The organism is Paenibacillus sp. V4I3 (genome assembly GCF_030817215.1).
In the GTDB taxonomy this organism is placed as follows: domain Bacteria; phylum Bacillota; class Bacilli; order Paenibacillales; family NBRC-103111; genus Paenibacillus_E.
The window spans coordinates 4,817,010-4,832,279 of sequence record NZ_JAUSZA010000001.1 but is presented as its reverse complement, the minus strand read 5'-3'; the positions used below and the strand labels follow the sequence as shown (position 1 = coordinate 4,832,279).

16 protein-coding genes and 1 pseudogene are annotated in these 15,270 nt (G+C 44.1%); all 17 read right to left on the bottom strand.

What is annotated here, in order from left to right:
- Positions 1 to 87: 87 nt before the first annotated feature.
- Entirely contained in the window at positions 88 to 480 is a 393-nt protein-coding gene (locus QFZ77_RS22220; RefSeq protein ID WP_307442740.1) for a DUF2569 family protein, read from the bottom strand.
- Positions 481 to 898: 418 nt separating this feature from the next.
- The gene (locus QFZ77_RS22215) at positions 899 to 1,303 is read right to left on the bottom strand and encodes a class I SAM-dependent methyltransferase (protein ID WP_307449733.1); all 405 of its coding nucleotides are present in this window, start codon (positions 1,301 to 1,303) and stop codon (positions 899 to 901) included.
- A gap of 18 nt (positions 1,304 to 1,321) precedes the next feature.
- Positions 1,322 to 1,510 carry a hypothetical protein gene (locus QFZ77_RS22210; protein WP_307442739.1) on the bottom strand — a complete coding sequence of 63 codons (189 nt, stop codon included), beginning with the start codon at positions 1,508 to 1,510 and terminating at the stop codon, positions 1,322 to 1,324.
- Between the two features lie 592 nt (positions 1,511 to 2,102).
- Positions 2,103 to 2,261, bottom strand: coding sequence for a hypothetical protein (locus QFZ77_RS22205; protein WP_307442738.1), 159 nt, complete (start codon positions 2,259 to 2,261; stop codon positions 2,103 to 2,105).
- 54 nt (positions 2,262 to 2,315) lie between these two features.
- Entirely contained in the window at positions 2,316 to 2,726 is a 411-nt protein-coding gene (locus QFZ77_RS22200) for a GNAT family N-acetyltransferase (RefSeq protein ID WP_307449732.1), read from the bottom strand.
- Between the two features lie 1,092 nt (positions 2,727 to 3,818).
- Positions 3,819 to 4,571, bottom strand: coding sequence for a hypothetical protein (locus QFZ77_RS22195; RefSeq protein WP_307442737.1), 753 nt, complete (start codon positions 4,569 to 4,571; stop codon positions 3,819 to 3,821).
- A 195-nt stretch (positions 4,572 to 4,766) separates the two neighbouring features.
- The gene (locus QFZ77_RS22190) at positions 4,767 to 5,330 is read right to left on the bottom strand and encodes an SH3 domain-containing protein (protein WP_307442736.1); all 564 of its coding nucleotides are present in this window, start codon (positions 5,328 to 5,330) and stop codon (positions 4,767 to 4,769) included.
- Positions 5,331 to 5,976: 646 nt separating this feature from the next.
- Positions 5,977 to 6,168: a hypothetical protein gene (locus QFZ77_RS22185; protein WP_307442734.1), complete on the bottom strand. Its 192-nt coding sequence runs from the start codon at positions 6,166 to 6,168 to the stop codon at positions 5,977 to 5,979.
- Positions 6,169 to 6,615: 447 nt separating this feature from the next.
- Entirely contained in the window at positions 6,616 to 7,512 is an 897-nt protein-coding gene (locus QFZ77_RS22180) for an IS3 family transposase (RefSeq protein WP_307449187.1), read from the bottom strand.
- Complete coding sequence (locus QFZ77_RS22175) at positions 7,491 to 8,174, bottom strand: helix-turn-helix domain-containing protein (protein WP_307435529.1); 684 nt, start codon at positions 8,172 to 8,174, stop codon at positions 7,491 to 7,493. Before QFZ77_RS22175 ends, QFZ77_RS22180 begins: the two co-directional genes overlap by 22 nt.
- A 322-nt stretch (positions 8,175 to 8,496) precedes the next feature.
- Positions 8,497 to 8,769, bottom strand: coding sequence for an NADPH-dependent FMN reductase (locus QFZ77_RS22170; RefSeq protein ID WP_307442733.1), 273 nt, complete (start codon positions 8,767 to 8,769; stop codon positions 8,497 to 8,499).
- 20 nt (positions 8,770 to 8,789) lie between these two features.
- Positions 8,790 to 9,285 (bottom strand): annotated as a pseudogene (locus tag QFZ77_RS22165) (SDR family NAD(P)-dependent oxidoreductase).
- Between the two features lie 97 nt (positions 9,286 to 9,382).
- Positions 9,383 to 9,772 carry an SDR family NAD(P)-dependent oxidoreductase gene (locus QFZ77_RS22160; protein WP_307442731.1) on the bottom strand — a complete coding sequence of 130 codons (390 nt, stop codon included), beginning with the start codon at positions 9,770 to 9,772 and terminating at the stop codon, positions 9,383 to 9,385.
- 491 nt (positions 9,773 to 10,263) lie between these two features.
- Complete coding sequence (locus QFZ77_RS22155) at positions 10,264 to 10,728, bottom strand: phage tail protein (protein WP_307442729.1); 465 nt, start codon at positions 10,726 to 10,728, stop codon at positions 10,264 to 10,266.
- A gap of 471 nt (positions 10,729 to 11,199) precedes the next feature.
- On the bottom strand, positions 11,200 to 12,624 hold the full coding sequence (araA, locus tag QFZ77_RS22150; protein ID WP_307442727.1) for an L-arabinose isomerase: 1,425 nt from the start codon (positions 12,622 to 12,624) through the stop codon (positions 11,200 to 11,202).
- 42 nt (positions 12,625 to 12,666) lie between these two features.
- Positions 12,667 to 13,362, bottom strand: coding sequence for an L-ribulose-5-phosphate 4-epimerase (locus QFZ77_RS22145; RefSeq protein WP_307442725.1), 696 nt, complete (start codon positions 13,360 to 13,362; stop codon positions 12,667 to 12,669).
- 2 nt (positions 13,363 to 13,364) lie between these two features.
- A complete protein-coding gene (locus QFZ77_RS22140) occupies positions 13,365 to 14,981 on the bottom strand; it encodes a xylulokinase (protein ID WP_307442723.1) in 1,617 nt (538 codons plus the stop codon).
- Positions 14,982 to 15,270 lie beyond the last annotated feature (289 nt).

Genomic DNA, 15,270 nt, shown 5'->3' with positions numbered 1-15,270 from the left:
GGCAGCCGCGTTTTAGTTATTAATTGAGCTATAGTGCTGCGTTAGTTGAACGACGGTATCTGATGCCAGTGCCTTCTTGAGATACATTCAAAAAGTTGTATTTACTCTTTTCGAATATCTAAAATATAAAATGCATATCATTCCCACAATAATTATAAGTGTTGAATCAAGAACATCATATAGTGTTCTATTTGAGAAAAAGAAATCAATTATTTTAAATAATATCGCTATTAATTCAGTTATGATTGTAATCAATGGTCCATTCTTGTTCTTCTTTAATAAATTAAAAAGAGAAATGATAAAAAGAACTTCTAGTAAAATATAAGAACCAATAGCATACACTCTTTCAACATCCCATTCTAGTACCTCTTCTATCATCTTGAATATGTAATATGGATTGATCGAAACTCCAACAATTGAGTAACTCACATAGAATAGAAGCCAGCCTCTGATTCCCGCTAGGTTTTTCTGATTTTGCACGAATGTTGCCACCTTTTTTTTATGAAACTAAAATTAGATATTTTTAATTATGTGTTAAAATTCAAAAAAATGTAATGGCAGTTAATGGATCATGTGTTGTTGATTTTTAACCAAAATAAAAACCATCACCTCAATGGTGGTGAACCAGCTATTTTTATTTAACTAACGTTCTGCGTTAGCGTAATGTTTCAAGTCTTTCTATCGTCATTTATCATTTCATTTATACTATGGATTTCTTTTCGATCTGCTTCTGGTCTGCAGTCAAAATAGTTATCTTTTCTGGACGGCTATAAAGGCGAACTCGGATTTCGTTGAAGAGCTTGTCGCGTTTCCATTCCTCCATAAGTATGTGTCCGGAGAAAGTTTCGAGGAGTTTAATGTACTCATCAACATGATAAATGCGCTCCCAATCGAAGTGTCAAACGTGAACAACCTCAAACAGCCCGCTTTTCTCAATCTCATCTCTTTGCTCGCGTAGTTCCCCTGGTCGCGGCCATTCGTTGTTGTCTACCGAATTACCCTCGCCGATCTCATAGTAAACGGCTTGAATTTCACGGAAGAATGGGTCCCCACCGTCTGGAAAAACGTGATCTGCGTTCCAAAATGCCAGATGTCCGCCTGAACGAAGGACTTGCCATGCCTTGATGTATCGAACTTCGGGATCAACCCATTTCCAAGCGGTTGCAGCGAATACCAAATCAATCCCTTTCTCCGTCTCTGGTTGCCAGTCTTCGAAACTTCCCGTGATTATGTCGACGTCCATTCCGACAAGGTTTTGACGGGCAACTGCAGCGAGCTCAGCGCCAAGTTCTACGCACGTGATTTTTAAATCCGCGCTTGGTTAACGGAAGAGTAGCCTTTCCTGTAGAGCACGACCCACTTCCAACAAACGATCACCTGGATGCAAATTTGTCGCATGAATTAAATCATCGAACAATTCTTCCGGGAAATCCGGACGCGCCAGTTGATAAAGGCTCGCGGATTGTTCAAATGACTTGCGCAATATCTTATAGTCATTCTTCAAGTACACTATCTTCCTCCTTATACGTTACTCATCATATTCTTTTGCTTATATCTTTATACTGTGGGTTTTCCGCATAAAATTCTTCTTTCAATCAGGGTATCCTGCCCGTTCGTATTATGAGATTAAGACTAACTCTTAACAGCATATCCACTGGAAGTATCCACCACGCTCTACTGCCCGTTACTTGAATGAACAGAAAAAGGAGCTGCCGCGAGGGCAAGCTCCTTCACTATCGTTTCTCGTTTGTTCAATAACCCTTCAAAGGTTTGTCATCCCAAATTTGTACTTCTATATATGGCTCTGGTCCTTAATTTCCCTCTGAATTCCACTCTTGTGGTAATCCGTATTCATTTATTACAAATCTCATCCATGGTGTAGACCTGACCTCGATACGGCTTATCATCTTTGAATCTCATAGTCGGGAATAAATCACCATAAGTAAAACTAACGCTATGCGATTCGAAATCTTTCATTGAAATTTGAAGTTTCCCACCCTTTGGATACCAATCCAAAAACCAAGGACACTCCCCAATAGTCATGTTATGGGGATGATTTCGCGTTGGCTTCCCACCTTTTAATATAAACAATTCCCTTGCCATTATTTCAAGATTACATCCATAGAGCGTTTTCTAGCGAATCCTTTCTTTTGAAGACGGATATTGTTGAGAACTCGTTCAGCTTTATCCGCTTCTAGATCAGATAAATTACGAAAGGGACCCGTTGATTTATCGTAATAGTAATATAAGAATTCTTCCATATACACTCCCACATCCCAACATACAACTATTCTTTAACGTTAGTAACCCGTGGTTTAAATTAATTTTTTAGTCAGAATGATTTCCATCGGCTCATTTTCGAGTAATAAACATCCCGCATCCCGATATCCTAAATTTCTGTAGAAGTGCTGTGCCTCCTCATTAGCCTGAGTAGACGTCATAACCAATTTAAAGCCATTTTGTTTCATTTGATCTTCCCATAAGAGGACAACTTGCTTGCCTACACCCTTGCCTCGATATTGTTCGTCGACCCAAATCATATTCATGAAGGGGGTGTTATCCCAGAAATACCCGTATCTCATCCATCCAATATTACTTTCATCTTGGTTCCGTAGTATGTATATTTCATTTTTCTTTATTTTTGGCAATATTAAGTTCTCTAAAATATGATGGTCACGTTCTCGTATGTATTCATAGTCTGAATCAGTTGCAACAACTATCTTCATCATTCCCCTCCTTGATGCCACAGTAATCAACTAATCCATCTTTTGTAAACTGCCAGTTAACAGAGTGAAAACTGCCACACAGCAGCCCTTCTGATGTTAACTATCGGTAACAATAGGTAAGCATTTGATGTTATCTCCAGCTTTTCCCCTGTTCCACACGGAGCGTGCTAGTTTCCCAGCACTCCGCGTTCCCTCTAACTGACTTTACTAGATCATAAGTTCCTCGTTACTCTAGGATATGGACCGTTAAGTCATCCCAGTAGCTTGCACTGTGGCATCACCTTCTCTAAGAAGTGATGTCCCCACGTTCCTACCTGATCGGTGCAATTCACGCTTGGAATATAATCTTTCTTTTCAGTTAGACTTGGGGCTGTTCCTCCACTCCCATTACAGGAGATTCATCAGTCGTGCCCCTACCCTCACAAGGATTAATGTATTTCGGCATGCGCCTTATAACAACCGTTTCGGGTAACAGCCCTTGTTGCAACGTCCCTTGCTTTCCAAGTTCCTTACATCCTAGCTATTCTTACTGGACTTAGGTGCTTCCTCTAAGCCTGTGAGACCAATGCCGCCATTGTTCGGCATAGCGTATTTCATAGAAAAAATTTTTACTTTACGCCGCCCACCCCATCGTTTGATGGTACATATGTTTCCATATGTTCTAACTTTAGACCTGTACATTCGGAAGTTCGTCAGTTCAGTCTGTTTGAACATTCTCACCATATCCAGTTTTTCAGCCACGCGGCATATCCGTTAGCATACCTTTTCTATTCGAATGGCTCTAGCCTTCGTTCTGCCGAATCTACCTGTACTTCACACCACATGACCTGTTAGTCATGACGCGCGCAGGAGTATTGGCGGAATGGTTTCGGGATACATGGTTCCGTCATTCCCATCCTCGGTTGTAAAGTTAAGATTACTCATTGTAATCTCCTGCTTTTCACGCTGTTAGTCGCTTATAGCAGTACTTGTCATACTTTCTCGTTAGCTCAATCAGTACCAGCAGAGCAATCAAAAAGTCCGCTTTTGAGTTGCTCATGAGTGAACTCTGTCCATTTCCTTTTACTTCACAATGCCGCAGCTCATGTTGTATTACATATCGTTCGGCATCATTTGATCTGTACTTTTCAGAATCATTGACTTTTTCTTTGGATCATATCGGAAGTGATAGACGTTAATGAAATCCTGTCCCGCCGCGTATCCGCCGGTAACGATGAATTCTCCGTTGGCAACCTTTAATAGACGGTGCGGCATTTGGCTTATAGCCATCCAATTCACTCCGGGTTTTATCTCAAGCGATATCGGAAAAGCCTTCCCATTACATACTCCGAAAAGGTATGTTTCGAGACCATGACAATCTGTATAACGAGGAACATAGGTAAATATATCCGTATCTTCAAAGGTAAATGACTGCATGATGACTGGCGAATCTTTTTGTTGTACAATTTCGAAGTCAATTGGAAATGTCATAATTTGTGTTAAGTTTTCCCCAAATTCCCATACCATGTCATAGTCCCCTGACCAACGGAGATCAGTTTCAACCCCATAACAACTAGGTGCCCCTAGAGGGGCTACGCTCGCTTTGTTCGCAGGTTTGACGAGAAGTCGCCCATCCGAATGCGTCCCTATTGCTCTAATTGATTTATCTTCTAATACTAAGTTTGCCTCTGTAGCTGGTGGAGACGAAACTGGCATTGAGCTGTGAGGAAACTTAGATACAGATGCCATTGTGGTATCCGACAATACTGTCGAAGAGGTACCATTTTCAAGGTTCGCCATCCTGTCACCACATCCCGTAAGCACTAGAACGAGCAATAATATCCCCAGCGGAATAACGTTTTTCACTCAGATAGTCTCCTTTTTGCGGATAGATAGCTTTTCTAACGCATGCGAAATTATAATACTGAATCCACTGATTAATTTAATAACATCGCACAAATAAAAGGTGAAAAAATATAATTTTATAGCTAAACTCCCGTTAACTTAACAGGCAGCCGATCAATTAGAGATTTAGGCAGATCTGATAGATTCAACAGGATTTTAGTTATCAATGAACGGATTCGGGATAAAATCTATTACCCGAATATACCCTATTTGTCCTCCTGGACCAATAATTTGATATACAGAACCGATCTTATCTATTTGCGTCTCTGCCTGAATAAAGACCGAATTGACCCACTCTTCATCTTTAATATGACCGTGTTCATCATAGATGGTCGAGTGCAGCGCAAGTCTACCCTCCTTGGCATTTACCGGATCGTAAACATGTAAGGAGGACTTTGGCACCCACATATCTGCGCCATATTCCGCACCATACTGTACGATACGCACAGCCACCCAATCCTCATAGGATTTTTTAATAAGGACCACCTTGCCAGCCCATAAGTCCAAATGCGGTTCTTTTGCTTGCTGTCCAGGAGCAGAAGACACTGGCACTTCCTTCGCGACGATCATCTCATAAGGGGCTTCCGTATGAATATTGGCGGCTTTCTTGCTGAAATAGAACGCGGGAATCCAGCCTCTTAGATCTTGGGATTCGACTTGGACGTAATCGTCTTGTGCCGCTAATATGCGAAAAGCATCACCTTTGTTCACTTCAAACACCGGTCTAACCCCACAGGCCATATGCCGGGACAGATACTTCGGGGGCCTTCTTTGAAACTTGAGTTGAGGATGTAGTTGCGTCCGTAACCTCGTAGGTGGAGGCATTCTGCTCTTTCTGGATTTTTTCCGGGATAGCTTCGAAGGTCGAAACAGCCATGGACGGAGTTCTATCTTGCTGGCAACCAGAGGCCATGATGTCTCCACAAAGGAGTAGCAGAACGGAAAGTATTCTCATCTCTGGATCTCCTTTCCCTTCTTTTCTTTTAGTTTCACGATTTAAAGTAGCACATTCTGTGTTGGATCGATTATTGGTTCGGTTGTTTGTTTCGTTGTTTCGTTTGTCTCAATTTTTTTTACACCTATTACTACGCCTTCCTTTTATGTATAGACGCTCTAAACTGGGAATAGTTACCTAATGACAAAAAATGATTACTAATAATTTGTAAATATCCTCAGAAGTGTTATTGCGTAAACCTGCCCAATAACTTAATGAGATATTTGGATTCATTTTTCCCAAATCAACTTGAAGTAACCTGCCCGAAAGTGAAAAAAAGGCTGCATTGTCGGCAGCCTCAAGCGAGCTATCGTTCCCTTTGACGAGAACCAAACTTCATCGGATACTAATTGTCTACATTGGCAGATGACACTATTCTAAGTCATTTCGAGGATGCGGATTAATCGGCGGATATAAGAATTGATTATCGAATTGATTAACTTTCTTCGGATCATGATCATCAGGATTTTCGCTTTCATCTGGCATCTCAGCATCAGTCATAGCCGACATAGCTTCAAAGCTGATGAAGTCTTCGACTTCATCAAACTGGTTGTTTTCAGTCATTGCAAGCCTCCTTAAGGTGGATTTCATTACTAGGCAATTATTCGCCTTATATTTACTTTTTATTCAGGAATTCAAGGAAGCAAAGTCCTCCGTCTAGATGGACCGAGTATGACCGATGTTGGCAACCTTTGATGAGCACTTGTTATCCGTTGAAAAACCTCTAACCTTTCATTTCAATCATTGCCCGCGTCAGTGTTATTTGTATTTTTCTTTTCTTCTCTGTAGAGTCCCCAGGTAAGAAGCGCTATTATAACGCCATAAAAGGGAAATAAATAATGTCCCATAGAGGAGTACCGACAAATCCCATTTATTTCAACGTCCCGTCTGCACAATAATTTAGTTTATTATTACCACTTGATTCCTTTTTCACTAAACTGCTAACGAAGTAAGGCTGCCGTTTGTGTGAACTGCACCCCGTCAAGTAGACAGTACAAAAAATTAAAAATTCTAAGCGGTCTTGGTCCTAAATTCCATTGGACTAAGGCCGTTTAATTTCGCCTGTAATCGTTCATTATTGTAAAAATAGATGTAGGTATCAATGTCTTTCTTCAGATCCTCAAAGGTAGTGTATGAACGCAAATAATACCTCTCACATTTAAGAATTCCCCAGAATGCTTCCATGGGACCATTATCAATGCACCTGCCAACCCGGGACATGCTCTGGGTGAGTTTCTCGCCAAATAACCTCTTAAATTTTAAAGAGGTGTACTGAAAGCCCCGATCACTATGAAGCATCGGTTTGCTTCCTGGTGTCGCTCGTAAGGCCAATTTGACGGTTTGGAATACAAGACTATTGTTGTTGGAGTGTCCCAAAACATAGGAGACTACAGTGTTATCATGGAGATCTAGAATGGCGCTGAGATAGGCCTTCTGGCCATTGCCGTATTTCAACTCCGTTACATCTGTCAACCACTTTTCGTTTGGGGACTCTGCGTGGAACTCACGTTTTAACAGATTCTGGGCAATATGTTGAGGCGTGGAATGTGTATGTTTCTTTCTCTTTCTGCGAATAACCGATTGGATTCTTGCCAGCTTCATAAGGCGATACACACGTTTGTGGTTAATCCGCTGCTTGGTTTGTCGACGCAAATGAAGGGTTAGTCGCCGGTATCCGTAAATGCCACCAACTTTCTCATGCAGGAAAAGCAAAGCCTCTATAAGCCCCTCATTTTCTTGTTCACGCAAACTAGGTTTGTGGTTGAGCCATTTGTAATAGCTTGACCGTGGGACCTCGGCAATCTCACACAGCAGCTGTAGACTAAACGTATCTTCCTGCTGGATGGACTGGATAGCCAGGTAAACATGTTCCTGTCGGTGCCCGCTTAACGTCGCCTCCTTTGCAATTCCTGTAACTTTTTTAAGAATGCATTCTCCGCTCTAAGTCGTTCATTTTCATACTCCAGCTTCTTCATTGCGAGCTTCTGGTGATCCGCTTCGTTTAACGTTTCCGTCGTTGCCTTTTTCCGTCCCCGACCGTCTTTTAATGAATCCTGTCCACCATCTTCGTACTTTTTTACCCACTGGAACACTTGATGGTAGGAGACCTGATACTGCTCCGCGGCTTTCCGGTAGTCATGCTGATGTGTAAGACAGTAGAGTACAATATCGATTCGTTCCTGCCATGTTGTAGATCGACCTTTTGTCATAGCTCTTGCTCCCTTGTTATCTGGTTTAAAGCTGCTATGACCATTATACTTGTCAATCCAACGTTTGAGTTGGGTACGACTAGCAATTTTGTACTTATCGATGATTTCGTATTGAGAATATTGACCTGAGAAATAATCGTGAACAGCTCGAAGCTTAAGTTCCACGGAATAGCTACTTTTACCACTTCGGATTTCTAATCCTTCCATCCCGTACAATTCATACCGATGTCGCCATTTCACTAAGGTATTGATACTGATGTTGTACCTCTGGGCAACTTCCGCCCGATTACCAGTGCCTTCTTCCCATTCTTTAATAACCGCTAATTTCTCTATAGCGTTATATTGATTCTTTTTGGACAAAGAAAACTCCCCTTCAAGTAGCGGTTTGTTTATTTAACCTGTCTACTTAAAGGGGAGCATATCATGTGCCGGCAGCCTCGTTTCGTTCTGTTTGAGCTATAGTTTCTGAGGGAGTTGAACAGGCTGCCAATTTGTTCGGCAACCTGTTCAACTTGGCGCTATCGTATTTGTTATCATCATTATCTTAGTCCAGCTCTGGTGGCTATAGCATTAACCAATTCTTCAACCGCCGACTTCAGAAGTGTTACCACCGCTTCATCAGTGACATTGCCGTCAGCATCTATTTTCGATGAGACATGGTTTACGTAAACCTCCGGTCTGCTTATCGTTGCAGCATTACATCCGAACAATACATCCCTAAGATGCATGTGACTTCGAACCGGCCCGAACATTCCCCGACTAGCACCAATAATAGCAACAGATTCGCCTCATGATCCTGATTATAAAAGGGTAAAGATGTGATATTGGCTTCCTGGTAAACGATTTGCTCTGGAAACAGACTTGCTGCTGTGTGTAGCAGCGTACGATTATAAGAACCTTCCCTAGTACCTCCGCAGACGCCAACGATATGGATTGCTTGATCATGGTTACTCATGGATAGAATCCCCTTCCAGGTTATTTGCCGCCAGTTACACGAATTATTTCGCCATTGACGAAAGTGTTTGCGGTTGAACCAAGAAACGTGATGAGGCTTGCTACACAATCTGGCGTTCCTAACCGCTTGGCAGGTATGGATGAAGTGAAATTTTGCAGCATTTCAGCCGGAAGATCCCTCAAGTTGCGTTCCGTCAACGTTAGTCCGGGTAAGACTACATTGGAAAATATCCCTTCACTCGCAAGCTCGACGGCAAGCGCCCCATTGAAACCGTGTAATCCGGCTTTTGTCGTCATATAGGAGGATGCACCTGCTGCCGTCTTCCGCTATCTCCGACGAGACATGAACAATTCGTCCCCATGGACTGCCTTTCATGAACGGGAGCACCATTTTTGTTACAAGGTATGTCGCTTTAAGATTGTGGTCAATCATTTGAAGCCATTCCTCTGAGTCACTCTCTGCAATAAGAACGGGATGCCGGCCGCCGGTAACGGCATTATTGACTAGAACTGATATGGCGCCATATTTCTTTACTACATTGGAAAATATCCCTTCACTCGCAAGCTCGACGGCAAGCGCCCCATTGAAACCGTGTAATCCGGCTTTTGTCGTCTTATAGGAGGATGCACCTGCTGCCGTCTTCCGCTATCTCCGACGAGACATGAACAATTCGTCCCCATGGACTGCCTTTCATGAACGGGAGCACCATTTTTGTTACAAGGTATGTCGCTTTAAGATTGTGGTCAATCATTTGAAGCCATTCCTCTGAGTCACTCTCTGCAATACGAACGGGATGCCGGCCGCCGGTAACGGCATTATTGACTAGAACTGATATGGCGCCATATTTCTTTCCTACTTCAGTTATGGCCTCCTGAATGGAAGATCTTTGGGTTAAATCCATCTGTAAGGCTTCGCCTATTCCGCCACTTTCTCCGATTTCCTTCAAAACCGTTGACGCAGCACTCGAATCGTTAGCAAAAGTGAAAACAACTAAGAATTGCAAGTGATTACGGTGTCCCATCAAGTGTAGTCGATTACTACGAAGATCCAAACAGACAAGTTAATATAAAACAAAACTTTGATAATTTCGAATTGAAATCATTTGAAAAAGTAGAAAAAATAATACATAGCACTAGAAAAGGATAGATGATAAAAAATTAAAATTGAAACTACCTAGTATTAAACCCAAATTTCGCTGTTACTTATGATAAGGTTCCCCGTATCACTGCAACCGCGAATTTTCATAGTAATCAGAAAAACAATTGGATAATGCTTAAGCGGTCGATCATTACCAAGAATAACAATGCTCTCTCAGAGAAGATCATTTAAATATGGAAATCTCGAAGCTTGGCTTGCGGAGCAGGCAAAAAGATAAAGCCTCTATTCCGCCAATCAGAATAGAGGCTTATACTTTTCACACTCAAAATAGCTGGATCCCGGCGAAATGACACAGACCACAATGGCTGGATTCCTCCACTTGCGCTTTTCCTTACTTTAATATTCTCCTTTAATTACAAAAAACGAGCCCCGAATTGTTCCGGCTAGCTTAGACTTCTGCCTAGCAAACTTAAACTTCTCTTCTAACTCCTTTGGTACCTCCATCCCCTCAGAAAGCTTAAAACCAACGGCGCGCTTCTTAGGGTCATCCACCGTATACATGACATTGAGCGCAAGCCCGTCCTCATAAAAAACATAGGCAAATTTGATATTTTCCACTTGAAAACTCGACGTTTCTAAAGGTTTGGCCGCAAACTCAATATCACGTTCTTCTTTCAAAATTCGGTTCACATAATCAAGGCTCTCCTGACTTTCGCTAGCTGGTACAACCGTAAATTCATGCTTGTATTTGTTCATAAAGTAACGGGCTTCATTAGCACGTAAACCAGCAAGCGCTTCTACTACAGGTGAAGACTCTAAACCAACCGTAGACACATCTTTAAAATCAACGATATAGGACATTTCCATTCCTCTTTTCTCTCTTTATTTCCTACCAACAGGATTCCACAGTTTATTAAAAACTAATCCTCTTATCTACCAAATATTATATCAAAAATGAAATGATTCAAGAGAAAATTTTAACTAACGAATTTGTGTCGATGATTTTGAATATCGCTGGGCTGCGTACGGTTCTCCGTGACATTAATAAAGCGAAATAGAACAAAATCGAACGGCCTCTCTTTTATGAACTCGCAAACCATTTGCGCTAATGACTTATCTGATCTTACTTATGAGGTTAAGGTTATTCTGAAAAACAAAAAAAACCGTTTCTTAGTAAATAGAATTACCTATTTACGAAAGAAACGGCTTTTACATTTTGCTCAAGGAAGCGGCGACGTCCCCCTGTCCAGCTTCTCCTTTTCGGGATCCGCCATCAGTTCTGAACTCCTCGATTGTCTCGGGTGTCCGCCTTCTTTTCGCCTTAATTATAGACTACTTAATAACAACGTATTCCAAGTTAACCAGCTTGGCGTAGGTCACGATTTGGTCTGTCGTCAGGTTCAAGGAAACGACGGTATGGTGGCCGCCACCATTCTCTATCCAGGCTTTCACCCCATCCTGGAAGTTCGGCTTCACGCTCCAGAGTACACGAGCCACGGGAAGCTTAGGAGCCGGAACCGTCGGCTCGAATGCGGAAACCTCGTTGATCAGCAATTTATAATGAGTGCCGAAATCCGCCATGGATACGACGACGCCTTCGCCAGCTTTGCCGTCGAATACGAGACGCGCCGGATCTTCACGATCGCCGATTCCGAGTGGGGATACAATGATTGTCGGTTTGTTGCTTGCCAAGGTCGGATCTACCTCGAGCATATGGGATTGCAGGATGGCTTCCTGACCGGCCGCCATCTCGTAGGTGTAATCCTCCATAAAGCCCGTGTTTTGATTGCGGCTCATCACTTTCAGCAAGCGATCGAGCGCGGCCGTCTTCCAGTCGCCCTCGCCGGCAAAGCCGTAGCCCTGCGCCATCAGACGTTGGACGGCAAGACCAGGAAGCTGTTTCATTCCATGCAAATCTTCGAAGTTCGTCGTGAAGGCATTATAACCTTTCTCATCCAAGAAACGTTTGATGGCAATTTCATAGCTCGCTTGGATTCTGACGCTCGCTTCCCAGGCTTCTTTACTGTTCGTGCCGTAATCGAATTCGTAGAGCTCCGCATACTGGCCCATCAGATCATCAATTTCTTGCTCTGTAACGGCATTCACGTATTGCACGAGGTCGCCGATGCCGTAGTAGTCCACGGTCCATCCGAATTGAATTTGAGCCTCGACCTTGTCCCCTTCCGTTACGCCAACGTTGCGCATGTTGTCGCCGAAACGGGCGACTTTGATGTTGAAGCTTTCGTTATAGCCAACCGCAACGTCCATCCAATCCGCAATCTGCTGCTGCACTTCCGGACGTTCCCAGTAGCCTACGACGATTTTATTTTGTTTCTTCAGACGGGCATTAATGAAGCCGTATTCGCGATCGCCGTGAGCGGCTTGGTTCAGGTTCATGAAGTCCATGTCAATCGTTGCCCAAGGAATGCTTTCATTGAACTGGGTTGCCAAGTGAAGCAGAGGCTTCTGCAGCAGTTTTGTACCGCGAATCCACATTTTTGCAGGCGAGAACGTATGCATCCATGTGATGACACCCGCCACTTCATCGCGATAGTTGACCTCTTTCATGATGCTTGTAATTTTATCCGCGCTTACTGCCAGGTCCTGCAAGACAAGCGGATAAGGGAGCACACCGCTATTATTCAAGGCATCAGTCATCGTCTGCGCGTGAGCTTTCACTTCAGCCAGCGCTTCTTCCCCGTACAGATGTTGCGAACCTACGACGAACCAAAACTGTTTATCTGTTGTTTTTGACATCTTAATCATCCTCTTTTCTGTATTTAATAATGGGTAAGGCTATTACTTCTGCCCGTAGTAGGCATCTTTCCCGTGTTTCCGAAGATAGTGTTTATCCAGAATGCCTTGAGGCAGTTCTTTTGCAAAATGATTCAATTGCCGCGCATACAAATTCATTTTGCAAACTTCCTCCAGCACGACGCTGTTCACGACCGCCGATTTCGCGTCTTTCCCCCAAGTGAAAGGCGCATGTCCCTGGAGCAGGACGGCCGGGATTGCCATGACATCCAGCCCGCGCTCCTCGAACGTTTCGATGATGACACGGCCCGTCTCCGCTTCGTACCCCCGGTCAATCTCCGCTTGGTTCAAGAAACGGGCGCAAGGCACGGCGCCATAGAAGGTGTCCGCATGCGTCGTTCCCATGACGGGTACATCCAATCCCGCTTGCGCCCAGATGGTTGCCCAGGTCGAGTGGGTATGCACGATGCCGCCGATTTGCGGATAGTGTTTGTACAACACGGCGTGAGTCGCAGTATCGGAGGAAGGTCTCAGCTCTCCCTCGACCACATTACCGTCGAGATCCACAACGACCATTTCGCTCGCTTTCATCTTTTCATAGCTGACTCCGCTCGGTTTGATCACGAACAGGCCGCTTTCCCGATCGATGGCGCTCGCATTGCCCCAAGTAAATTTTACGAGTCCGTGCTTCGGCAAATCCAGATTCGCTTGATATACCTCTTCTTTCAGTTGTTCTAACAACGTTAGTCCCTCCCGTTCTCTAGCAGATGGTCTACTGCGGCCTGTTCGATGGCCAACCCTGCTTGGTATCGTTTGATGAATGCTTGGAACCCTTTTACATCTGTTGCATCCGGAGCAATCTCCTGTCCTTCGACATCTTTAAAGACCTTCTGCTCGAGGAATTTATCCAGGCTCTCTTCTTGATCCTTGTTGATCATATATGAAGCCAGAAGCGCCATGCCCCATGCCCCGCCTTCGCCGGCCGTGGACATGACCGAGATCGGTACGTTCAGCGCGCCCGCTAAGATTTTTTGTCCGACGACAGGAGTCTTGAATAGGCCACCATGAGCCAAAATGCTGTCAATAGCCACTTGTTCGTTTTCGGTCAAAATGTCCATTCCGAGCTTCAATGCTCCGAAAGCAGTGAATAAGTGCGTTCGCATGAAATTAGCCAGATTAAAGTTGCTTTCTGGCGAGCGAACGAACAACGGCCGGCCTTTGTCGATTCCCGTAATATTCTCGCCCGAGAGATAACCGTAGCTAAGCAAACCTCCGCCATCCGGGTCGGCTTCCAATGCCTTATTCAACAGCACGCTGAACAATTTGCCGGAATCTACGCCGTATCCCATGGCCTCGGAGAATTCACGGAACAATCCCATCCAGGCGTTGAGATCGCTGGAGCAGTTGTTGGCATGCACCATGCCGACCGGACTGCCGTTCGGCGTCGTGACCATATCGATCTCCGGATAAACCTTGGATAATTCTTTCTCCAATATAATCATCGCAAAAACGGAAGTGCCCACGGAAATGTTACCCGTACGCTTCCTGACGCTATTCGTCGCAACCATGCCTGTGCCGGCATCGCCCTCTGGAGGACATAGCAGAATACCAGGCTGCAGATCCCCGGCCAGGTCCAGAATGCCGGCTCCCGTCTCCGTTAGTTCACCAACTTGCTCGCCGGAGAGATATACTTTAGGAAGAAGATCCTCAAGCTTCCACGGATAGCCTTTGGCTGCGATAAGTTCATCGAATTGCTTAACCATCGATGGATGGTAATTACGGCTTGCTTCATCAATAGGGAAGATGCCGGAAGCATCTCCGATGCCGATCGCTTTATTGCCGGTCAGCAGCCAGTGAATATATCCAGCCAGCGTCGTTACGAAATCAATGCGAGGCACATGTTCCTCTTGATTTAATATCGCTTGGTACAAATGAGCGATACTCCAGCGCTCGGGGATATTAAATTGGAACAATTCCGTTAATTCCCTAGCTGCCGCGCCGGTTGTTGCGTTGCGCCAAGTCCGAAACGGCACCAGCAGCTCACCCGTGCTGTCGAATGCCATATAACCGTGCATCATAGCGGAAAACCCGATCGAACCCACGGTTCGGAGGGTGACCCCGTAATTCCGTTCCACTTCCTGCTTCATTTCACGATAAGCGGTTTGGAGGCCTTTAATAATATCCTCCTGGTTGTACGTCCAATATCCGTCTTTCAACAGATTTTCCCACTCATAGCTTCCCGATGCGATGGTCTCGAAACGACGATCGATCAACACCGCTTTGATCCGCGTAGATCCGAATTCGATACCTAGCGAAGTTTCACCCTTGGTTATCGCTTCTTTCAAGTCTACATGATTCATAATCACGTATCTCCCCTCTCTGTTCGTGGCTTAAACCCAAACGATTGCGAATCGTATAATAGCCTGATTCCGATCGAACCGTTCACTCGATGAGACAAACGGACGATTTCGATCGAAAGAAGGCGCTTTCTCTTACTGACAGCCTTAGTATATTTTCTGTACGTACATTTGTCAATATAGTCTAATAGTTATACTAACATAAATTGCAGTACCATCCATATTCGTCTCCTCATAAGTGTCACCCTAAGGATAAGTATGGAATTTGTACCGCCGAAATCATAAATATGTA

Bases quoted from the DNA above. Each gene is read 5' to 3' on its own strand.
- QFZ77_RS22205 (WP_307442738.1), bottom strand. From the start codon at position 2,261: ATGGAAGAATTCTTATATTACTATTACGATAAATCAACGGGTCCCTTT.
- QFZ77_RS22200 (WP_307449732.1), bottom strand. From the start codon at position 2,726: ATGAAGATAGTTGTTGCAACTGATTCAGACTATGAATACATACGAGAA.
- QFZ77_RS22185 (WP_307442734.1), bottom strand. From the start codon at position 6,168: ATGACTGAAAACAACCAGTTTGATGAAGTCGAAGACTTCATCAGCTTT.
- QFZ77_RS22170 (WP_307442733.1), bottom strand. From the start codon at position 8,769: ATGAGTAACCATGATCAAGCAATCCATATCGTTGGCGTCTGCGGAGGT.
- QFZ77_RS22155 (WP_307442729.1), bottom strand. From the start codon at position 10,728: ATGTCCTATATCGTTGATTTTAAAGATGTGTCTACGGTTGGTTTAGAG.
- araA (WP_307442727.1), bottom strand. From the start codon at position 12,624: ATGTCAAAAACAACAGATAAACAGTTTTGGTTCGTCGTAGGTTCGCAA.
- QFZ77_RS22140 (WP_307442723.1), bottom strand. From the start codon at position 14,981: ATGAATCATGTAGACTTGAAAGAAGCGATAACCAAGGGTGAAACTTCG.